The organism is Arthrobacter sp. CAN_A1 (assembly GCF_015751665.1).
Lineage (GTDB): Bacteria > Actinomycetota > Actinomycetes > Actinomycetales > Micrococcaceae > Arthrobacter_D.
The window spans coordinates 139,430-159,984 of sequence record NZ_JADOUR010000004.1 but is presented as its reverse complement, the minus strand read 5'-3'; the positions used below and the strand labels follow the sequence as shown (position 1 = coordinate 159,984).

Annotated in this window: 21 protein-coding genes, 4 tRNA genes and 1 riboswitch; of the genes, 11 read left to right on the top strand and 14 right to left on the bottom strand. The window is 65.7% G+C overall.

The window, feature by feature from the left end:
- Positions 1-16 precede the first annotated feature (16 nt).
- Together IWX62_RS06600 and IWX62_RS06595 are read right to left on the bottom strand one after the other, a co-directional pair.
- Complete coding sequence (locus tag IWX62_RS06600) at positions 17-625, bottom strand: DUF3000 domain-containing protein (RefSeq protein WP_196840692.1); 609 nt, start codon at positions 623-625, stop codon at positions 17-19.
- Positions 626-734: 109 nt separating this feature from the next.
- Positions 735-1,820: a threonine aldolase family protein gene (locus tag IWX62_RS06595; protein WP_196840580.1), complete on the bottom strand. Its 1,086-nt coding sequence runs from the start codon at positions 1,818-1,820 to the stop codon at positions 735-737.
- Positions 1,821-1,988: 168 nt separating this feature from the next.
- Here IWX62_RS06595 and IWX62_RS06590 point away from each other — a divergent pair, with 168 nt between their 5' ends.
- Positions 1,989-3,596 (top strand): LTA synthase family protein, encoded by a 1,608-nt coding sequence (locus IWX62_RS06590; RefSeq protein WP_196840579.1) that lies wholly within the window; start codon positions 1,989-1,991, stop codon positions 3,594-3,596.
- A 39-nt stretch (positions 3,597-3,635) separates the two neighbouring features.
- Here the strand turns inward: IWX62_RS06590 and IWX62_RS06585 are convergent, their stop codons facing one another.
- The 4 genes from IWX62_RS06585 to IWX62_RS06570 form a co-directional block, all read right to left on the bottom strand.
- Entirely contained in the window at positions 3,636-4,385 is a 750-nt protein-coding gene (locus IWX62_RS06585) for an SDR family NAD(P)-dependent oxidoreductase (RefSeq protein ID WP_196840578.1), read from the bottom strand.
- Entirely contained in the window at positions 4,382-5,779 is a 1,398-nt protein-coding gene (locus IWX62_RS06580) for a DUF6421 family protein (protein ID WP_333483264.1), read from the bottom strand. The genes IWX62_RS06585 and IWX62_RS06580 overlap by 4 nt, the downstream gene beginning before the upstream one ends.
- A gap of 138 nt (positions 5,780-5,917) precedes the next feature.
- Positions 5,918-6,340, bottom strand: coding sequence for a peptide-methionine (R)-S-oxide reductase MsrB (gene msrB, locus IWX62_RS06575; protein WP_196840577.1), 423 nt, complete (start codon positions 6,338-6,340; stop codon positions 5,918-5,920).
- Positions 6,341-6,354: 14 nt separating this feature from the next.
- Positions 6,355-6,846, bottom strand: a complete 492-nt coding sequence (locus IWX62_RS06570; protein ID WP_196840576.1) for a hypothetical protein — start codon at positions 6,844-6,846, stop codon at positions 6,355-6,357.
- 113 nt (positions 6,847-6,959) lie between these two features.
- Between IWX62_RS06570 and IWX62_RS06565 the strand changes: the two genes are divergently transcribed.
- A complete protein-coding gene (locus tag IWX62_RS06565) occupies positions 6,960-8,201 on the top strand; it encodes an alpha/beta hydrolase family protein (RefSeq protein WP_196840575.1) in 1,242 nt (413 codons plus the stop codon).
- 18 nt (positions 8,202-8,219) lie between these two features.
- On the opposite strand, the gene IWX62_RS06560 is transcribed toward IWX62_RS06565, so the two are convergent.
- Together IWX62_RS06560 and IWX62_RS06555 are read right to left on the bottom strand one after the other, a co-directional pair.
- The gene (locus tag IWX62_RS06560) at positions 8,220-8,666 is read right to left on the bottom strand and encodes a SufE family protein (RefSeq protein ID WP_442859243.1); all 447 of its coding nucleotides are present in this window, start codon (positions 8,664-8,666) and stop codon (positions 8,220-8,222) included.
- Positions 8,660-9,559: a sulfurtransferase gene (locus IWX62_RS06555; RefSeq protein WP_196840573.1), complete on the bottom strand. Its 900-nt coding sequence runs from the start codon at positions 9,557-9,559 to the stop codon at positions 8,660-8,662. Before IWX62_RS06555 ends, IWX62_RS06560 begins: the two co-directional genes overlap by 7 nt.
- A gap of 154 nt (positions 9,560-9,713) precedes the next feature.
- Between IWX62_RS06555 and zapE the strand changes: the two genes are divergently transcribed.
- The gene (gene zapE / locus IWX62_RS06550) at positions 9,714-10,748 is read left to right on the top strand and encodes a cell division protein ZapE (protein WP_196840572.1); all 1,035 of its coding nucleotides are present in this window, start codon (positions 9,714-9,716) and stop codon (positions 10,746-10,748) included.
- 69 nt (positions 10,749-10,817) lie between these two features.
- Here zapE and IWX62_RS06545 read toward each other — a convergent pair whose 3' ends face one another.
- Entirely contained in the window at positions 10,818-11,069 is a 252-nt protein-coding gene (locus IWX62_RS06545) for an antitoxin (RefSeq protein WP_196840571.1), read from the bottom strand.
- Between the two features lie 160 nt (positions 11,070-11,229).
- Positions 11,230-11,291, top strand: a riboswitch (guanidine-III (ykkC-III) riboswitch).
- Between the two features lie 15 nt (positions 11,292-11,306).
- Between IWX62_RS06545 and IWX62_RS06540 the strand changes: the two genes are divergently transcribed.
- Complete coding sequence (locus IWX62_RS06540; protein ID WP_196840570.1) at positions 11,307-11,621, top strand: DMT family transporter; 315 nt, start codon at positions 11,307-11,309, stop codon at positions 11,619-11,621.
- A gap of 139 nt (positions 11,622-11,760) precedes the next feature.
- Here the strand turns inward: IWX62_RS06540 and IWX62_RS06535 are convergent.
- From IWX62_RS06535 to IWX62_RS06520, 4 genes are all read right to left on the bottom strand, one after another.
- Positions 11,761-11,837, bottom strand: a tRNA-Gly gene (locus IWX62_RS06535).
- Between the two features lie 51 nt (positions 11,838-11,888).
- A tRNA-Val gene (locus tag IWX62_RS06530) sits at positions 11,889-11,960 on the bottom strand.
- 26 nt (positions 11,961-11,986) lie between these two features.
- Positions 11,987-12,060 (bottom strand) — tRNA-Cys (locus IWX62_RS06525).
- A gap of 55 nt (positions 12,061-12,115) precedes the next feature.
- Positions 12,116-12,189: transfer RNA gene (locus IWX62_RS06520), tRNA-Gly, on the bottom strand.
- Between the two features lie 174 nt (positions 12,190-12,363).
- On the opposite strand from IWX62_RS06520, the gene IWX62_RS06515 reads away from it, so the two are divergent.
- From IWX62_RS06515 to rpe, 5 genes are all read left to right on the top strand, one after another.
- Positions 12,364-13,218 carry a cytochrome gene (locus IWX62_RS06515; protein ID WP_196840569.1) on the top strand — a complete coding sequence of 285 codons (855 nt, stop codon included), beginning with the start codon at positions 12,364-12,366 and terminating at the stop codon, positions 13,216-13,218.
- Between the two features lie 200 nt (positions 13,219-13,418).
- A complete protein-coding gene (def, locus tag IWX62_RS06510; protein ID WP_196840568.1) occupies positions 13,419-14,051 on the top strand; it encodes a peptide deformylase in 633 nt (210 codons plus the stop codon).
- On the top strand, positions 14,048-15,001 hold the full coding sequence (gene fmt / locus IWX62_RS06505) for a methionyl-tRNA formyltransferase (protein WP_196840567.1): 954 nt from the start codon (positions 14,048-14,050) through the stop codon (positions 14,999-15,001). Before def ends, fmt begins: the two co-directional genes overlap by 4 nt.
- Positions 14,998-16,527 (top strand): RsmB/NOP family class I SAM-dependent RNA methyltransferase, encoded by a 1,530-nt coding sequence (locus tag IWX62_RS06500; RefSeq protein ID WP_333483246.1) that lies wholly within the window; start codon positions 14,998-15,000, stop codon positions 16,525-16,527. The genes fmt and IWX62_RS06500 overlap by 4 nt, the downstream gene beginning before the upstream one ends.
- A 135-nt stretch (positions 16,528-16,662) precedes the next feature.
- Positions 16,663-17,337: a ribulose-phosphate 3-epimerase gene (gene rpe / locus IWX62_RS06495; RefSeq protein ID WP_196840565.1), complete on the top strand. Its 675-nt coding sequence runs from the start codon at positions 16,663-16,665 to the stop codon at positions 17,335-17,337.
- A gap of 55 nt (positions 17,338-17,392) precedes the next feature.
- Here the strand turns inward: rpe and IWX62_RS06490 are convergent, their stop codons facing one another.
- Positions 17,393-18,043, bottom strand: coding sequence for an acVLRF1 family peptidyl-tRNA hydrolase (locus IWX62_RS06490; RefSeq protein ID WP_196840564.1), 651 nt, complete (start codon positions 18,041-18,043; stop codon positions 17,393-17,395).
- Positions 18,044-18,136: 93 nt separating this feature from the next.
- On the opposite strand from IWX62_RS06490, the gene IWX62_RS06485 reads away from it, so the two are divergent.
- Positions 18,137-19,537: a replication-associated recombination protein A gene (locus IWX62_RS06485; RefSeq protein ID WP_196840563.1), complete on the top strand. Its 1,401-nt coding sequence runs from the start codon at positions 18,137-18,139 to the stop codon at positions 19,535-19,537.
- A gap of 260 nt (positions 19,538-19,797) precedes the next feature.
- Complete coding sequence (gene rpsD, locus IWX62_RS06480) at positions 19,798-20,424, top strand: 30S ribosomal protein S4 (RefSeq protein WP_019482828.1); 627 nt, start codon at positions 19,798-19,800, stop codon at positions 20,422-20,424.
- Positions 20,425-20,555: the final 131 nt, after the last annotated feature.

Genomic DNA, 20,555 nt, shown 5'->3' with positions numbered 1-20,555 from the left:
CATCGGTGTGCTGCCGCTAGTTCCTGCGCCGGTTCGGGAGCGACACCACGCCGTCCGGGAGTGGGGGCAGGCCCGCGAACGTGCAGACCATGTCCGCCCAGGCCTCAAGGTGATTCCCCACCATCGATGAGTCGGGAGTCCAGGATGCGCGCAACTCGATGTCGATGCTGTCCGGCCGGTCGGTCAGGGTGCCGTAGCTTTCCGACAGGATCCGGGTGGCAGTCCCACCAGCTGAACCATACTGGGCGCCGTGGTTCTGCAGGGCTTCCACCAGCCAGGTCCACGCGACCGAACCCAGAAGCGAGTCGTTCCCCATTTCGGGCTCAAGTTGGGCCCGGATATAGGTGACAATCCGGAAGGTACCGTCCCACACCTCGGAACCGTTCGGGTCGTGGAGGAGGATGAACCGTCCGGTGGCCAGCTCTTCCTGCTCGGTGCCGGCGAAGGCCGCCCGCGCTGGTCCGTGCACTGGAAGCCGCTGCGGTCCGGCCTGCAAAACCTCGGCTCCCAGGGCCACAGCGAAGGGAGCCAGCCGCGAGGGGGCCGGAATTTCGTCAAGCCGGATCTCGCTGCGGCAGTTCGCCTGCCGGAGTTCCGTCAGGGCTGACAGGAAGTCACGGGGCATCGGGGTCAGATCGCCAATTGCGCTCACTCAGGAAGGCTATGGCACGCCACCGCCCACAACGGGCAGGCTCGCCGATGGAGAGTAGCGGATTGTGGGGAGGCGGTCAGCCCTAGTGCTCGACCTGGCTGGCCGCCGTCTCCCGGCGGATGGCAGCAGCGAAGGCGTCGACGTCCTCGCTGGTGGTGTCGAAGGAGCACATCCAGCGCACCTCGCCGGTGGTGATGTCCCAATCGTAAAACTTGAACTCCTCGCGGACCCGGTTTGCCGCGTCGCGGGGGAGTACAGCGAAGACCGCGTTGGCAGCGGTCTGCTGAGTGAGTTGCACCCCAGGGATCTCGCTGACCAGCGCCGTGAGACGGGCCGCCATCGCGTTGGAGTGGACGGCCGAGCGCAGCCACAACCCGTCCTCCAGGAGCGCGATCAGCTGAGCGGAGATGAAACGCATCTTGGAGGCCAGCTGCATATTCATTTTGCGGAGATAGGTCAGCCCGGTCGACGCTTCGGGGTTCAGGACCACTATGCATTCCCCGAACAGGAGTCCGTTCTTGGTGCCGCCGAAGGAGAGGATGTCGACGCCGGCGTCCCGGGTGAAGGCCCGCAACGGCAGGTTCAGGGCCGCTGCGGCATTGGCAATCCGTGCCCCATCCATGTGCAGGTGCATGCCCCGGGCATGGACGTGATCGGCGATCGCCCTGATCTCGTCAACCGTGTAGAGGGTGCCCAATTCGGTGGTCTGCGTGATGGACACCGCCAGCGGCTGTGCCCGGTGCTCGTCGCCCCAGCCCCAGGCTTCAAGGTCGATCAGCTCCGGCGTGAGTTTGCCGTCGGGTGTGGGGACGGCGAGGAGTTTGATCCCACCAATACGTTCGGGTGCCCCGTTCTCGTCCTTGTTGATGTGGGCGGTCTGGGCGCAGATGACGGCACCCCACCGGGGCAGGAGGGACTGCAGGCTCAGGACGTTGGCGCCGGTTCCGTTGAAGACAGGAAACACTTCTGCACCCGCACCGAAGTGTTCCTGCATGAGTTCCTGCAGGCGGTGGGTGTAGACGTCGTCGCCGTACGCGGTTTGGTGGCCGCCGTTCGCCGCGGCCAGGGCGGCGAGGATTTCGGGGTGAACACCCGAATAGTTATCCGACGCGAAGCCGCGAACGTGGGGGTTGTGAAGGGAGGCAGAGGGCGCAATGGTTTCAGTCACTCCTCAATTATCACCCAGCCGGTGTGCCCCTTTCGCGTTTCAGGCGCCGATGCGTGCAGACTGCCCCTCGGGGTCTGCTGCGATGAACGATTGGCGACGACCCGATGAACGGCTGTTGAACGAGACGCGAAACGGGACTACGCTGCTGTGTGCCCAAGGACGGGCTGGATGTCACGGGTGTTCACTGAACATGCAGGCATCTGGAAGGCAAGGGGTGCCATGTTCGGCCGTATTCTTCGCGTGACCCGACGGACCGGCGTCGTCGTGGGATTGGTCATGGTGCACGTTCTCATAGGCGTGGGGATTGCCCTGCTCATGGCCGCCGTCATCATTCGCTCCTATTGGGGCGAGATCTCCGTCAACCAGATGGTCCTGAACGTTGTCTCGGTGGAAACGGACGGCGGGGGCGGACCGATCGTCTGGATCAGCATCCTGGGAATCGGCGTGGTGCCCCTGCTGGTGACGGGAGGGATTGCCCTGTGGCGTCACTCCCGGCGCCGCAGGCGCCGTCGGGAGGGCGGCCGCCGCCCCCGTCACGCGCCATGGGTCATGCGCTCCGTCTCCACCGGCCTGGTGGCGGCGGTGGTTGTCGGCGGGACCACCGCCTTTGCCACCACGGTGAATGTAGGGGATTACCTGGAGGCAGCCAACTCCGAGTACGACGTCGGCGACTTCTATGTGGAGCCGACCGTCACCAACCACACCAACCAGCGCAACCTGGTGCTGATCTACCTTGAGTCCGGAGAAGCAACCCTCGCCGACGACCAGTTGTTCGAGAAGGACGCTTTCGCTCCCCTGAAAGCGGTGACCAAGGCCTCCGGCGGCTGGCAGAGTGTGGACAACCTCAAGCAGTACGAGGGCGGCGGCTGGACCATGTCCGGGCTCGTCTCGACTCAATGCGGCATCCCGCTGAAAGGCATTGGCTCAACCGCGGGCGGAGGCGCCTACAACGCCCTTGGTGGCAACGTTGAAACCTATCTCGAAGGATCCACCTGCCTGGGCGACGTTCTGGGCGAGCAGGGCTACACCAATGTGTTCCTGGGCGGCGCCAACTCCTCGTTCGCCGCGAAGGACGTCTTCCTGGGGAGCCATGGCTACTCCGAGGTGAAGGACCTTTCCGACTGGCGCGCCGCGGGTGAGCCCAAGACGGCTTTCCGCAGCGACTGGGGACTGAGCGATGAACGCCTGATGGCCAACGCCAAGGACGAGGTCGACCAGCTGCACGCCGAGGCGGAGAGGACCGGTCGCCCGTTCAACCTCACCGTGCTGACGCTCGATACGCACGAGCCGGTGCATGTCTACGATTACTGCAGCGTCGATACAGCAAGCGAGGTGACCTCTGTGTTCGCGTGTTCCATGACGCAGGTGGCCGGAGTGGTTGAGCATCTGAAGCAGGAGGGCTACCTCGACGACACCGCGGTGGTGATCATGGGTGACCACCTTAAACAGCTCGGTGGCAGCCACGCGTTCCAGGAGGAGCTGGCGGGCAACGCCAACCGCACCATCTTCAACCGGATCTGGGTGCCGGGCGGGAACCAGGACAGCACACTGCGCGCGGGCGTGGACCAACTGAGCATGTATCCCACGATTCTTGAGGCCGCCGGCCTGACCCTGTCGGGGCAGGAGGCCGGGTTGGGCGTGTCAGCATTTGCGCCGGAGCCCCCGGAAGGTTCAGCGCAGGCGCTGCCGCCTGGCCCCTATGCAGAGTTGGTGAAATCGCTGTCGCAGCAGTTCTACGCGGGGGCCTGGGCCGGTGAGGACGCCGCCGCGCAGTAGCCCTGGCCGCAGCCAGCTGTCCTGGGACAGCTAGCTGCGCTAAGCCAGGATGATCCGCTGGCCGTTGATGGCTGGCGCGTCGCTGCCATAGAGTCCGACCACTGCCGCCGCGAGGTCATCAACGTGGGTGTAGCCAGGAAACGCGCGGTCCGGTCGCGCGGCCCGCATCGCATCATCGACCAGGGCTTTGACCACAAGGATGGTGGCGGCCGAGGCCGGACCGGCGGCAGCGTCGTCGCTGCCGCCCACGCCCTGCTGGTCGCGCCGGAATCCGTCGGCAACCGCCCGGGTCCAGGTTTCGGCTGCCGATTTGACCGCCGCATAGGAGGCAACGGCCGCCGTCGGGTGGTCCACAGCGGTGGAGGAGACGATCGCCAGCCGGCCGGTCCGGGAGGCAACAAGCGCTGCGTAGAAGGCGCGGCTGGTGTTCCTGAGGGTAGTGAGCCCACTGGCTCGGAGTGCCTCGTAGTCGTCGTCGGACTGTCCGGTGATCCCGCTGCCGCCGCGCCAGCCTCCCACCAGGTGAATCAGGCCATCGATCGAGGGGTAGCCGGCCGTGAGCGCGCGGGCCAGGTCAGCGACCGCCGGTGCGTCGGTGAGGTCGCAGACCCTGCGGTCCACCTCCGTGAGGTGGCCCAGCGCGTGGTCCAGCCTGCCCTCATCCGAGCCGACGGCTACCACCGCGGCACCGTGCCGCCTCAGCAGGCTCACACAGGCAACGCCCGAGGCCCCTGCGGCGCCAGCGACGACGACGGTCAGGCCAGCCAGCGTGGGCCCGTCAGCACTCACGCGATGGTCCCGGTGATCCCTGCGGTCGACTCAATGACCTGCCGCATCTTGCGGTCGAGGGCCTCGAAGAACATGGAGAGCGGGAACTCGTCGTCGAGGACGGCGTCGGTGAGTCCGCGGGGCGGGCCGGTCAGTTCCAGGGCGTCGGGGCCCTTGGCCCAGACTGACGCCGGGTGGGGTGTCACGGTTTCGGTGACCAGATCGTAGGCTGCCAGCCAGTGGGCGGTCTTGGGGCGGTCGATGGACCGCCAGTACAGCTGCTCGATTTTCTCGCCGAGGGCGATGACGACGTCGGGAACCTCGTCCCAGTCGATGCTGAGGCGGCTGTCGGTCCAGTGCAGGACATGGTGCTGGTGCATCCAGGCGAACAGGAGCTGACCACCCAGGCCGTCGTAGTTCCTGACCCTGCTGCCGGTGATGGAGAAGCGGAAGATCCTGTCGAAGATGACCGCGTACTGGACCAGCCGGGCGTGGCGGCGGGTTTCGTCCGGCTCCGTGTCGTCCTGGGCAATTTTTACCGACTCGCGGAAGGCAGTGAGGTCACACCGGAGTTCCTCGAGGGAGTACAGGAAGTAGGGCATCCGCTGCTTGATCATGAATGGATCAAAGGGCAGGTCGCCGCGCATGTGGGTGCGGTCGTGGATGAGGTCCCACATGACGAAGGTGCGCTCGGCGAGCTGCTGGTCTGCCACCAGCTCCGCGGCTTCGGCAGGAAGCTCCAGCTTGGTGATGTCGGCTGCGGCGGTGACCACCCGGCGGAAGCGCGCCGCTTCGCGGTCGGCGAAGATGGCTCCCCAGGTGAACTGTGGAGTGGTGCTGACGGCCACCGTCTCCGGGAAGAGGACGGCCGAGTTGGTGTCATAGCCTGCCGTGAAGTCGAGGAACCGGATGGGGACGAAGAGTTTGTTGGAGTAGTCGCCTGCTTCCAACTCGGCGATGAATTCCGGCCAGAGCACCTCGATCAGCACTGCTTCGACCAGTCGGTTGGTGCTTCCGTTCTGGGTGTACATCGGGAACACCACCAGATGCAACAGGCCGTCGACTCGACGCTCCTGGGGCTGGAACTGCAGCAGGGAGTTCAGGAAGTCGGGCACACCGAAGCCTGTGGCCTGCCAGGCGCGGAAATCCTCAACCAGGGCGGTCAGGTAGGCGGCGTCGTGGGGGAAGCGCGGAGCCAGCGCCTCGATCGCCTCGACGATAGCGTCGACAGACTCGGTGGCGACGGGGAGGTCGGACGGTTCGGGGACGGAACCGTCCTTGACCTGGAGTGCCTGCAACGTCGAGGCGGCGGTCTTCAGCTGCCGCCAGGCGGGCGAACTTTCGGGGGCTCCGGTGGGCGGGACGGCGGGCAGGGCCGTCGGTCCGGCTGCGGTGCTACTGGTGTTCGTGGTCATCGTGGTCATGACAGCGAGCGTAGCAACCAAAAAGGATTACTTATGAAAAAAGATCATTAGCCTAAGGAACTCTAATGTTCCGTGAGATTCCGCGGGAGGGAAGGCCCAGACCTGCTGGACCTCCCGACCGTGGACTGCTTAGCCCTGTTCGACCAGTTTCATTGACACCGAGTTGATGCAGAACCGCTGATCCGTGGGGGTGCCGTAGCCCTCGCCCTCGAACAGGTGGCCCAGGTGTGAATCGCAGTTGGCGCAGCGGACTTCGGTGCGCTTCATGCCCATGGAGGTGTCATGCAGGTAGCGGACGGTATCCTGGGCCAGCGGGGCCCAGAAGGACGGCCAACCGCAGTGCGAATCGAACTTTTCGTTGCTGGTGAACAGCTCGTGGCCGCACGCACGACACTGGTAGACACCCTTGGTGTCATTCTCGTAGTACTCGCCGGTGTAGGGGCGCTCGGTACCGGCCTGGCGGAGGACGCGGTATTCCTCTGCGGTCAGCTCTGAACGCCATTCGTCGTCGGTCTTCTGGACAGGGACATCGCGGGGTTCTGTTGTGCTCATGATTTCTTCAACGCCTAAGAACCGCCGATAAATCCCGAACCGGAGTAGAGGTGCAACACTGGCACTCCCAGCCGGTCCTGCGCCTGGTTGGCCCAGTCGGTATGCAGCGTGTCGGCCACGGCATGTGGCCGGGTGATGACCACAGCCTGGCGTGCACCATGTTCGGCGACCGCCTCCACCAGGGATTCGACGGCGTTGCCGGTGGCGATGAACCCGCGGGCGGGGATCCCGTGGGATTCAGCCACCCGGAGCGACGACTCGAGCGCCGCTTCGGCGCTGACCCGTGACTCCTCGGCTGAGGGCTGCCCCTGGGACAGGTCGCGGAATGCCCCGGAGAATTCCAGCAGGCTCAGATGATGAAAGAACTCGGCCAGCACATTCTTGTGGCGGTCATTGGGGATCAGCACCAGCAGGGTGGTCGGTTCGTCGCCGACCAGGGTCAACAGGTTCTTGGCGTCGCCGTCGTTGAGGCTTTCTTCGGTTAGTACCACTATCGTCTCGGACATGAGCCAAGACTAGTGCTCAAGCCGCCAGCGCCCTAGCACCCGGCACGGTGGGGTCGGCACGACACCCCGCCCGGTGTGTCGACGATCCTCGGGGCGTCAGGCAAGAATGGGGTATGCCAAAATTTCGCGCCTCGGTGTCGGCGCCGATCGAAACCGCTCCCTGGGTCAAATGGACCATGCTCGGGATGGGGATAGGTGGCGCCGTCGGGTCAACGGTCGCGGCCGCCACGTCAGGTCTCGCAGCCCACTTCGCGCGACAGGTGGTCACGCCGGCGCGTGTCAGGGATGAAAACCTTGACATTCTTGCGGTGATCGGCGCGGGCACCGGACAACAGGTCATCCTCCCAGCAAACGACGACACAACGGTCGAGGGCACCTATAGCCTGTATTTTGACGGCGGCCGCGGGCATGCCCGGGTCGGAGCAATCCTGTCCTATGTTCCCCGTGAGGGCACCGTGCAACGCGAGGTGGAGGCTGTCTACTCGGGGCATCTGCCGAGCGCTACCCGCGGCTGGTGGAGCGGCGCGGTTTACCCGTCGCCGTCGTCGCTCGGTTTTGCCGACGAGGAGGTAAGCATTCCCGTGGAAGGGGGAGTAGCCCCTGCCTGGCTGATCCGCGCGGAGGAATCCTCGAAGGACTGGGCGGTCATGGTCCACGGCCGTGGGGTGCAGCGGACCGAGGGGCTGCGGGCGGTGCGGCTCGCCCGTTCGCTCGGGATGACCTCGCTGCTGGCCTCGTACCGGAACGACGGCGAAGCCCCCTATGCTGCCGACGGCAGATACGGTCTGGGGATGACCGAATGGCGGGACGTCGAGGCGGCAATTGATTATGCAGTGGCCCACGGCGCCGAGGGAGTGGTGCTTTTCGGCTGGTCGATGGGCGGTGCGATCTGCCTCCAGACCGCCGATCTCTCCCGGCACCGCCAGCGGATCAAGGCGCTCGTTCTCGACGGCCCCGTGGTCAACTGGATAGAAGTCCTCGCCTATCACGCGCAGCTCAACCGGATTCCCGCGCCGATCGGACGGCTGGGCCAGTGGCTGCTGACCAACCGTGCCGGCCGGAAGGTCACCGGGCTTGCGGCGCCGCTGGACCTGAAGAGCCTTGACTGGGTGGCCCGTGCCGAGCAACTCACGATCCCCACGTTGATCATCCACAGTGAGGATGACGAGTTTGTTCCGGTGGGTCCATCGGCCGAACTGGCCGAACGAAACCCGGCTTTCGTGACCTTTGAACGGTTCCACCTTGCCCGGCATACCAAGGAATGGAATGTCGACCCGGTGAAGTGGGAACAGACGGTGGCCGCCTGGCTCGCCCCGGTGCTCCACGGCCGGGCCCGTCCGGGCGTCCGGGCCTGACCGCGTGCCGAGGCCGGGTTAGGCCGGCTGGCCGGCCCGGACCGTTCGTTTGATCCGGCCGAGCATTGCCGTCATCCCCCGCATGCGGAGCGGAGTGATGGCGCGGGTGAGTCCCAGCCGATCCGGGACATCGTCAGGGACGGCGAGGACGTCGGCGGAGGGTAGCCCGTCCAGGCCCTCAAGCAGCACACCAGCGAACCCGCGGGTGGTGGGAGCCTCCGGTGGTGCAGAGAAGTACAGATGCACAATCCGCTCGGGATCCTCGCCAATCTCGACGTTGAGGAACAGGGGCGTCTGGCATTCAACCACCTGTTCGAGCAGTTCCGGGTGCTCCCGAAGGTGCTGGGGCAGCTCGGGGAGCCCCTGGGAGAACTCAAGCAATAACTGCAACCGGTCGGGTTCGTCGAGGGCCTGGAAATCGTCGACGATTTCCGCCAGCTTGACGGGAAGCGGCGTCGTCACGATACCGGGACCTCCCCGCGCTCTTCACCTTTGACGATGGGGACGCGCACAGCGTTCCCCCACTCGGTCCAGGACCCGTCATAATTCCGTACCTTGGTGAATCCCAGCAGGTGGAACAGGACGAACCAGGTGTGGCTGGACCGTTCCCCGATGCGGCAGTAGGCGACGACGTCGTCGTCATCCTTCAAGCCAACCTCGTCACGGTAGATGGCGTCGAGCTCACTCCTGCTCCGGAAGGTGCCATCCTCCGCGGCGGCGCGGGCCCAGGGCACCGACGCGGCCGTCGGGATGTGGCCACCCCGCAGTGCGCCCTCCTCCGGGTAGGCCGGCATATGGGTGCGTGCACCCGTGTACTCATCCAGCGAACGGACGTCGATGAGTGGCTTCCCGAGATGATCCAGGACGTCGCCCAGATAGGCGCGGATCGGTGCGTCGTTGCGTTCCACCACCGGATAATCGGTGGACTGGGGGGCGGGCACATCGGTGGTGGTGGGTCTTCCCTCAGCCAGCCACTTGTCGCGGCCGCCGTCGAGCAGCCGGACGTCCTCGTGGCCGAACAGAGTGAACACCCAGAGTGCGTAGGCGGCCCACCAGTTGCTCTTGTCACCGTAAATCACGACGGTCGAGTCGCGGGAAATTCCCTTGGCCGACATCAGACGGGCAAACGCGGCGCCGTCAACATAGTCCCGGGTAACCTCATCATTGAGATCGGTGTGCCAGTCCACCTTCACCGAGCCGGGGATGTGACCGGTGTTGTAGAGGAGCACATCCTCATCGGACTCGACCACCACCAGCGAGGGGGTATCGAGATTCTCCGCCAGCCAGGCGGTGGAGACGAGCCGTTCCGGGTGGGCATAGTGAGTGAACTTCTCCTGGGGGTCTGCTGCGACTGACATCCGCTGGCCTTTCTCGTAACGTTTGTGTGGTCCCTACTAGCCTAACCACGGGCACCCACAATTATTTCCGGGGCGTTCACCTCGGGTCATCATTGGTCCTTGCTGGGTCGCCGAAGGGCACCTGCCCCGAGGAAGTGCCGTATTCTTGCCTACCGTGGCAACTATCGAGCAGCTTTCCCAGCGGACCCCCAAAGTATCGGTCGACGAACTTCTGACGGGGTTCTTTCCGTCGCCGCGTTTCGGCGATGTGTCCTTTGACAGTTACCGTCCCGACCCGGGTCAGCCGTCGCAGGCCGCCGCAGTCAAAGCACTGTCCGAGTTTGCCGACATGGTCAACCAGCCAGAACCGACCGGCTTGCGCAAACTGTTCGGTGCGAAGAAGGCTCCGGCCAGGGCCGGGATTTACCTCGATGGCGGTTTCGGGGTCGGGAAGACCCACCTGCTCGCATCCCTGTGGCATGCCACCGCCGGCAAGAAGGCTTTCGGCACGTTTGTCGAGTACACCAACCTGGTGGGAGCCCTGTCCTTCCGCAAGGCAGTCGACGCCCTCAGTGGGTATGCGCTGGTCTGTATTGACGAGTTTGAACTCGACGATCCAGGCGACACTGTGCTGATGTCCCGCCTGATGCGGGAACTGGCCGACGCCGGGGTCAAGCTCGCTGCGACCTCGAACACCCTCCCGGGCTCGCTGGGCGATGGCCGGTTCGCTGCCGTCGACTTCCAGCGCGAAATCCAGGTGCTGGCCGACCAGTTCGATGTGCTGCGCATCGATGGGGAGGATTACCGGCACCGTGGGCTTCCCGAGGCGCCGGTGCCGTTCACCGAGGCGGGCCTCCACGATCGGGTGCGCGACCTTAAGGGCGGCCCCGATGGGCTGCTCGCCGAGGATGCCTTCAGCGACCTGGTCAAGCATCTAGCCGGTGTGCACCCGAGCCGGTACCGCCAACTGATCGACGGCGTGGACTTCATCGCCTGGCACAGCGTGGAAACCATTTCGGAGCAGGCAGTAGCACTCCGTTTCGTGGTCCTCGCTGACCGGATTTACGACAAGGACATTCCGGTGCTCGCCAGCGGCGTCGCCTTCGACCAGCTCTTCACCGAAGAAATGATGACCGGCGGGTACATGAAGAAGTATCACCGCGCGGTATCACGGCTGACGGCCCTGGCGCGTCAGGGCAGCGAGCTGTAAGGCTGACACGCAAAAAGTGCCGGTGCTGCCTCACGGCAGGACCGGCACTTTTTTGTCGAGCAGTAGGTCTTATACGGCCGGGGGAGTCCCGGGGCCAGCTGGCCGGTTGGTGTCCCCGCGGTCGGTCTTATCGACCATTTCGGAGGCTTTGGACTGAACCTGGTCGATCTTGTCGGCGTACTTTCCTCCGGTCTTGCTGTCAACGAAGTTGCCAGCGTGACCGATGCCGTCCTTGATCTTTTCAGAGTTCTCGCCCACCAGCTCGGTCGCTTTTTCCTTCAGCATCCCGGCCTTGCCTTTGAGCCCGTCAAATACAGACACAGGCACCTCCTTTCGATCCGGGAACCTGTTGTTCCCTCTGACCTACATCGTAGAACGTTGGAATGACAGTTCCAAGGACAAAGCCTGTGTGGAGGCTGGGTATCCGCCATTGGCGTATATTCGCCTGGGATTGCCCCCGGGCAGGGGGTGTGACAGCCTTGAAGAGCCAGATGGCACCCGGACGAGGTGCGCCGTACCCGGCCAGCGACAAGACGGCGTTTCAGGAGTGAGACTGTCATGGCATGGATCGTTCTAGTCATATCCGGCGTACTTGAAGCCGTCTGGGCCACGGCCCTGGGGAAGTCCGAAGGATTCACCCGGCTCGCACCCACCATCATTTTCGGTATCGCGGTCACGCTCAGCATGGTCGGACTGGCGTGGGCCATGCGAACCCTGCCCGTCGGGACGGCCTACGCGGTCTGGGTGGGGATCGGCGCTTCCCTGACCGTTGCCTACGCCATGATTTTCGACGGCGAGTCAGCGTCAGTGATCAAAGTGCTGCTGGTCCTGGGGATTGTGGCCTGCGTGATCGGTCTGAAGCTGCTTCACTGACCAAGAGCGGAGCCGACGCGGGGAGTGCGGGGATTCTGGCGCTCGGTCCCACCCACGGAGATGATTCAGTAGGGAAGTCTAGATATTCCCACTGATGGTCGCCGTTGGGTGGGATTCCAGGTGGCAAAGCAGCAGAAGGTGGAGCGGACGACGGGATTCGAACCCGCGACATCCACCTTGGCAAGGTGGTGCTCTAGCCAGCTGAGCTACGTCCGCGAAAAAGCGGTATCCAGATGATTCCGGGGAATCACAGGAAACCGCTTTGAGTGGGCGATACTGGGATCGAACCAGTGACCTCTTCCGTGTCAGGGAAGCGCGCTACCGCTGCGCCAATCGCCCATCGAGATGGGTGCAAGCTGTCGTACTGGAGGTGGGGACGGGATTCGAACCCGCGTATACGGCTTTGCAGGCCGCTGCCTCGCCTCTCGGCCACCCCACCGTGCCTGGTAAACCAGAACTGCCGAAAGGATCTCCGCCAGCTACAGTGACTTGCGAGCGGACGACGGGATTCGAACCCGCGACATCCACCTTGGCAAGGTGGTGCTCTAGCCAGCTGAGCTACGTCCGCATTGTTGAGTAAAGATTCATAACCCGCAAGAAATCGCTTGATTTACAGGGTTATTCGTCGTTTTCCAACGAGTAAAAACTCTATAGGAGGAAGTGGGGTTCGTCCAATCCGGGTCCGACAGCGCCGGATAAAGGCCGAATGTAGATTGTCGGTATCCGGTGTCAGACTGGAAGCATGACTCAACCGCTGCTGGCTCATTCGACTGAGCACGGACGCATGTATTCACGGTCCACCACCGACCGCCCCATCGTTCCGTCGATCACCACCGTTATCTCGCAGGCCACCACCTCGCTCGACGGCTGGATCGGCTACATGGCCGCGAACGCCGTCGCCAATGATCCCCGGGTGCCCGCGGCGCTCGGCAATCCGTCGCAGCTTCGGACGGTGGTCAAGGACGCTTCGGTCGCAGCCGAACGGTACCGCGATGAGGCAGCCGGTCGCGGCACCAGAGTGCACTACTACTGCGAACAGGTGGCGCTGCGGGACCTCGAACAGCAGCACGACGTCGACGCCGCCCGGCTCGCCCTCGTCGAGAACGGAGAGGAGGCCTTCGCCGCCCGCTTCGACGAATGGTGGACCCTGTACCAGGTGCGGCCCATCGCGGCGGAATTGACCGTCTGGAACCATGAGGTTGGCTACGCCGGTACCCTCGACCTGCTCGCCGAGATTGGTGGGCGGATGTGCCTGATCGACTTCAAGACCAAAAACACCGACCGCGACGGTCAGGTCAAGCCGCTTGACGACAAGGTGGTGATGCAACTGGTCGCCGGGATGAAGGCCCAGGAGAGCCTGGTCGACGGCGAGGCCGGATCCTGGGAGCCGTGGAAATACGACCACGAACTGATCCTGCTGGGAGTGGCGATCGGCAAGACGGAGGTCCGGGCCATGCGCGCCAATCCGGATGTCCTGAAGGAACACTGGTTCCGGTTCTGCGCCTTGAGGCGGTCGTGGGAGGCAGGGCTCGACGCCGCAGCCGCCGGCCGTGCGCTGTTGCCCATTGGGCCGCCGCCGGTGCCGGCCGCAGGCTGACAGCCGGGCCAGCGGACCTCCGCTCAGGACAATCCCCGGTTCCCGCCTAGAATGGCACCGAAGCCGTGAGCGTTGAGCGGGTGACCCGGAACCACCGGCGAAGCACCAACACCAGCGTTTTTCTACACCAGCGAATTTTCAACGTCCACTGATTTTTCAACATCCAGAGCAGCACCCACAACGTGAGGACCCCGCAGAGCATGGCCGTCTTGAGCATTCGGATCATCGGCGACCCGGTACTGAGAACTCCTTCCGCCGAGGTCACCGGCTTCGGCCCCGAACTGGCCAAGCTGGTCGCTGACATGACGGAAACCATGGACGATGTGCATGGCGCCGGCCTGGCCGCTCCCCAGGTGGGAATCAGCCTCCGGGTGTTCACTTTCAGGATCGACGACGCGGCAGGGTACGTGGTGAATCCAGTCCTTGACGTGGGCACCGAGGTGTCACCCGAGGAAACCGAAGGGTGCCTGTCCATCCCCGGGCTCGGCTACCCGGTGGAGCGCGCCAACTGGGCCAGGGTCACCGGTGTGGATGTCCACGGGGACCCGGTTGAGTATGAGGGAACCGGCATGTTGGCCCGCTGCTTCCAGCACGAAACTGATCATCTCAACGGCTCGCTCTACATTGAACGGCTGGCGGGGGAGCACCGGAAAGCTGCCATGCGCGCCATCCGCAGCTCCACCTACTCCGCCGTCGCGGACCGGACGGCACGGGAACGGTCACAGACCATTGGCTCAAGTTTCGGGTTCGGATCTCCCTCGGCCCGGCCTGCCGCACAGCCGACCGGCAGTGCATCCGGCCGTGCATCCGGCCGTGGAACCAGGCAGCCATGAGGGTGATCTTCGCCGGAACCCCGACCGTCGCGGTGCCCTCCCTCGACGCGCTGGTGGCGGCTGGATTCGACGTCGTCGCCGTACTGACCCGCGAAGACGCGCCACTCGGACGAAAACGGGTGATGACACCCAGCCCGGTAGCCGCCCGTGCCGCGGAGCTGGACATCGAGATCATCCGTGCCAACCGCATCGACGGCCCGGTGATTGAGCAGATCGCTGCACTCAGGGCCGATGTGGCGGCGATAGTTGCGTATGGCGGACTGGTTCCGTCAGCAGCACTTGACGTCCCGGTGCACGGCTGGATCAACCTTCATTTCTCGCTGCTGCCGGCCTGGCGCGGCGCAGCCCCGGTGCAGCACGCGGTGATCGCCGGGGACGAGCTCACGGGAGCATCCACCTTCCTGCTTGAGGCTGGCCTCGACACCGGACCGGTCTACGGGACCATGACCGAAGCGGTGCGGCCCAGCGACACCAGCGGAGAGTTGTTGGACCGGTTGTCCCACAGCGGTGCCGTTCTGCTGGTGCAGACCCTGGCCGGGGTGGCGGCGGGCCGGGCTGAAGCCGTTCCCCAGCACGGAGCAGTCAGTCTCGCCCCGAAACTGACCATTGACGACGCGCGGGTGGACTGGTCCCAGCTGGCCCTCGCCGTCCGGCGCAGGATCAACGGGGTGACACCCGAACCGGGCGCCTGGACCCAGCTCGGCGATCAACGGGTCAAGATCGGTCCGGTCTCGCTCCTCACCACCTCAGCAGCGGAGTCCTCGAACCCGTCGGACGAGGGCGTGAACCTGGCACCGGGTGAAGTCGCACTCGACGGGGCTGCCGTGCTGGTGGGCACCGGCTCGACCGCCGTCGTCCTCGGCAACGTCCAGCCTGCCGGGAAAAAGAACATGCGATCACAGGATTGGGCGCGCGGCGCCCTACAACAAGGAGAGCTGGTTTTTTCGTGACCAAGCAACAGGGACAAGGCAACGCCGGCGGTTCGGAGCGTCGTCGTAACGCCGCCGGCCGTGAACGCAACCGGCCGGAGCCGCGCGGGTTCTCCACCGCTGCGCCGTCGGAGCGGACCCGGCGCGCTGACCCGGCACGACTGGTCGCCTTCGAAGTGCTGCGCGCTGTTGCAGCCGACGACGCCTACGCCAACCTGGTACTGCCGGTCAGCATCAGGAAGCACCGCCTCGACAAGCGTGACGCCGGGTTTGCCACCGAGCTGGCCTACGGGGCATTGCGGGGGCAGGGCACGTACGACGCCGTGCTGGCGACGTGTGTCGACCGGCCCCTGGAGAAGCTTGACCCGGCGATTCTCGATGCCCTGCGCATCGGCACCCATCAGCTGCTCGCCATGCGGGTGCCGGCCCACGCCGCCCTCGACCAGACCGTGGGCCTGGCCCGCGCGGTCATCGGCGCCGGACCGTCAGCCCTCATCAACGCCGTCCTGCGCCGGGTCTCGGCGAAGAACCTCGAGGAATGGGTTGCCGAACTCACCGCCGGCCTGACCGACGCCACCAAAATCAGCTCACTCACCCATAGCCATCCCGAGTGGATTGTCCGCGCCCTCCGCCAGGCCCTGGTGGACCACGGCCGTGACGTCTCCGAGATTGAAACCCTGCTGGCCGCCAACAACGCGGCACCGGTGGTCAACCTGCTGGCCCTCCCCGGGCTGGGGTCCCTCGACGAGGCCTTCGATGCGGGAGCCGAACCCGGTGAACTCGCCGAAGGATCAGCGCTGTTCTCCGCGGGTGACGTGGGCCGCCTGGAAAGCATCCGCGTCGGCACCACCCGGGTCCAGGACGCAGGGTCCCAGCTGGTGGCACGGGCCCTCGCAGCAGTCGAACTGAACAGTGCCGGTCACGACGGAGCCGCCGGGACCGGACGCCACGAGCAATGGCTGGACCTCTGCGCGGGTCCCGGCGGGAAGTCAGCGCTGCTCGGTGCACTCGCCCAGCAGCGCGGCCACACCCTGGTGGCCAACGAACCTGCCGAGCACCGCGCCCAACTGGTGCGCCAGGCACTTCGACCGCTGGATCCCGCCGTCTGGACGGTGCGTGTCGGGGACGGCCGGACCGTCGCCGAAGAGTTCCCCGACACCTTCGACCGGGTCCTCGTCGACGCCCCCTGCACCGGACTCGGCGCGCTCCGCCGTCGGCCGGAGGCCCGGTGGCGGCGGAAGCCCTCCGACATTGCGGGCCTCGGAACGCTGCAGCGTGAACTGCTCGCCGCAGCCCTGAAAGCAGTCCGGCCCGGGGGAGTGGTGGCCTATGTCACCTGTTCACCCCACCCGGCCGAGACCTCCGCGGTGGTCCAGGACTGCCTGCGCCGGCACGACGACGTCGAACTCATCGACGCCGGGGCAGCGCTCGACGGCGTCAGCCTCACCGGTGCGCTGGCGGCCGGCCACGAGTCCACGGCCCAGCTGTGGCCTCACGTCCATGGCACCGACGCCATGTTCCTGGCGCTGATCCGCCGCACCGCCTAGAACCACCCCACCCCACCACCACTCCCACCCCACCACCTCCGCCGAGGAGTGAGATTTGGTGAGTCGCCAGAGCTCACGGTTCGGCGGGGTAGGTTGTGGGGAGCCGCCCGATGTTGAACCCGCCCAAGGAGCGCCATGACCGCCTGCTGCATCAACCCAAGCATCCTGTCCGCCGACTTCGCGAACCTCCAGACCGAACTGGCACGTATCGCCTCGGCCGACGCCGTGCATGTGGACGTGATGGACAACAGTTTTGTTCCCAACCTCACCCTGGGACTGCCGGTCGTCAAACGGATCCAGGAGGTCAGTTCACTCCCGCTGGATGTCCACCTGATGATTGACGACGCCGACCGCTGGGCCCCCGGTTACGCCGAGGTGGGTGCCGCCTCGGTCACCTTCCACGCCGAAGCTGCCGCCGCGCCGATCCGGCTCGCCCGCGAGCTCCGCAGCATCGGCTCGAAAGCAGGGATGGCCCTGCGCCCGGCAACGCCGGTTGAACCGTATCTGGACCTGCTGGGTGAACTGGACCTCCTGCTCATCATGACCGTCGAACCAGGATTCGGGGGCCAGCCGTTCCTCGACGTCATGCTGCCCAAGATTCGCCGGGCCGCCGACGCGGTGCGGGGAAGCGGGCTCGCGGTAGCCATCCAGGTGGACGGCGGCATCACCGAGGACACCATCCTGCGCGCCGCCGACGCCGGTGCAACAGTGTTCGTTGCCGGCTCGGCCGTCTATGGTGCAGCGGATCCCGACGCCACCGTCGCCAGTCTGCGCGCTGCAGCCCAGCGCGCCGCCGACACACGCCAGTAGCTTCACCCCCAACCGGAACCGGGCCGGAGGCAGGCGACGTCGGGCCGGTCAGGGACTAGGGGTCGATGATGGTGATCCTGATCGAGCGGGCATCGGTTGCCGCCTGCTTCAGGATGTCGAGCCGGGGATCGGGTACCACCAGGAACTTCAGCTGCGGCAGGGACTGGTAGCTCCGCAGGAGGGGGCTCGCCAGGGTCTCGGCGGACAGCGGCCGGTCCCCGCCCACCTGCAGGCAGTCCGGACGGTGCTCCCCGAACAGGCGTGCCGCGTGCATTGCCGCGGCGTCGGCCAGCCCGGACGCCTGATTGGCTCGGCGTCGGGCGAACCGCTGCTGGGACCAGCCCCCGGCAGCGGTCCGGGACTGCACATATTTGGTGCCGGTCTTCGAGGCTAGGAGCTTGCCCGTGTCGGCAACCCCCACCGCGTATCCGCCGCGCCGCACCAGCACAATTCCGATCAGGCGGTTCTGGGTGGCTGCGGCAATGAGGTCGTCGACGGTTATACCGCCGGGGCCGGCAGCAGATTTCCCGGGCGGTTCCAGGAGGGCCACGCACCCGTTGGTCCCGCGCAGCATCAGCCCGCCGCGCGAGCGGACGTCGGCGTCGTGCTCCGCGGTCGACGCCAACCCGCCGTTCCCGGCGACGAACCGGTCCACCCAGCCGGGCAGTCGTTCGGGCGACACCAGCACGTGGCGCGGTGATCCCATGACTGCTCCCTCTGCACGCCGATGGCGTGCACCCTCGCTGTAGTCCGGCCGCCGATGCTCCTGCCGTCAGTGCTTCACAGTAGCCTTGGCAGTGTGAATGATCTATTCAGTGCCGCCTACGGATCTGACGACGAGGACGACGACGCCGCGCCCACCCGCAGCCTCAGCAGCGCTGAACGCCACAGGAGTCCGCTCGCCGTCAGAATGCGTCCGCGCTCCATCGACGAAGTGGTGGGGCAGCAGCACCTCCTGGGACCGGGATCGCCGCTGCGCAGCCTGGCCGGTGACGCCGACCGCACCGGGCCGGCCGGCCCCTCCTCGGTCATCCTGTGGGGCCCGCCGGGAACGGGAAAGACCACCCTCGCCCACGTCATTGCGCGGGGCCGGGGCAGGACGTTCGTTGAACTCTCGGCCATCACCGCCGGAGTCAAGGACGTCCGCCGGGTGATGGACGAGGCGCTCACCGCCCGTGACCTGCACCGCACCACCACTGTGCTGTTCCTTGACGAGATCCACCGGTTCAATAAGGCGCAGCAGGACGCCCTGCTGCCCGGTGTGGAGAACCGGTGGGTGGTCCTGATCGCCGCGACCACCGAGAACCCCTCGTTTTCCGTGGTGTCACCGCTCCTGTCCCGGTCCCTCCTGCAGACCCTGAAACCCCTCACCGAGGCGGACATCGCCAACCTCCTCACCCGGGCGGTCGAGGACCCGCGCGGCCTCGACGGGTCGGTGCGGGTCAGCGACGGCGCCATGGAGCACCTGGTCAGGCTCGCCGCCGGGGACGCCCGCCGCGGTCTGACGGCGCTGGAAGCGGCCGCCGGGGTGGCCCATTCGGCCTCCGATGATCCCAGCGCACCGGTACTGGTGGAGCTTGAGCACGCCGAGAAGGCAGTTGACGTGGCCGCCCTCCGGTATGACCGGGCGGGGGACCAGCACTACGACGTCGCCAGCGCCTTCATCAAGTCCCTGCGGGGATCCGACGTCGACGCCGCACTCCACTACCTGGCGAAGATGCTGGAAGCGGGGGAGGATCCCCGCTTCGTGGCACGACGGCTGATGATCTCGGCGGCGGAGGACGTCGGCATGGCGGACCCGACGGCGCTGCAGACCGCTGTTGCCGCAGCCCAGGCCGTGGCGCTGATCGGGATGCCGGAGGGGCGGATCATCCTGGCCGAAGCCGTGGTGCATATCGCCACAGCACCCAAGTCCAACGCCTCCTACAACGGAATCAACGCGGCCGTCGCCGATGTGAGGGCCGGCCGCGGGCAGGGGATCCCGCAGCACCTGCGGGACGCCCACTACCCGGGGGCCAAGCAGCTGGGCCATGGCAGCGGGTACGTGTATTCGCACGATGAGCCGCACGGCATCGCTACCCAGCAGTACGCGCCCGACGATCTGACCGGACACGACTACTACCAGCCCACCGACCGGGGGGCCGAACGGGACATCGGGTCACGGCTGGCCCGGCTCCGGCGGATCATCCGCGGAAAGTGATTCCCCGGTGCCCGCCCGGCACTGCTAGGATTGACGGTTGACTGGCAAGTCGTGTTGCGCGCGCCCATCATCTACTGGATTTCCGCTCCGGCGGTCTTCTTGAGTCGTGGGTTGTGCACGGGCGAACTGTAGTACCGGGAAGCGGCTACTCCCGGCTCTCCGCAAGTGGAGGCCAGCGACACTGAAAGTGCCTGCCGTTCAGCTGGGAAACCATGCCGAACAGCAGAGCAGCTTTGCCGCAAAAATAATGGAAGGTATTCGTGGCTAACAACACACGTGCCCGCCGTAAGGTTCGCATTTCGCGTGCCCTCGGCATTGCTTTGACCCCAAAGGCTGAAAAGTATCTGGAACGCCGGCCGTACGCGCCCGGCCAGCACGGACGCGCCCGCCGCAAGCAGGACAGTGACTACGCTGTACGGTTGCGCGAAAAGCAGCGTCTGCGCGCCCAGTACGGCATCCGCGAAGCCCAGATGACCCGGGTCTTCGAAGAAGCCCGTCGCACCAAGGGCCTGACCGGTGAGAACCTGATCGAACTGCTCGAAATGCGTCTCGATGCCCTGGTGCTCCGCGCCGGCTTCGCCCGCACCAGCGCGCAGGCCCGTCAGCTGGTTGTTCACCGTCACATCATGGTCGACGGTTCACGCGTTGACCGCCCGTCCTACCGCGTCGCCGAAGGACAGCTCATTCACGTTCACCCTCGCAGCGAGGTCCTCGACCCCCTGCAGGTTGCCGCCGCAGGCGCGCACCGCGACGTGTTGCCAGCAGTTCCCGGCTACCTGGAGGTCCAGCTGGACAAGCTCCAGGCTCGCCTGGTGCGTCGCCCCAAGCGCTCCGAGGTCCCCGTGACCTGTGAAGAGCAGCTCGTGGTGGAGTACTACGCACGCTAATTCCTGAGCTATTTCAGCAAGGACCCTGTTCAAAGGCCCGCGGCACACGCCGCGGGCCTTTGAGTAGGTAAGGTACAGAGGTAACTTATCGCCGCTGAGCTATCGACGCCCAGACGGCTACCTGATTCAAA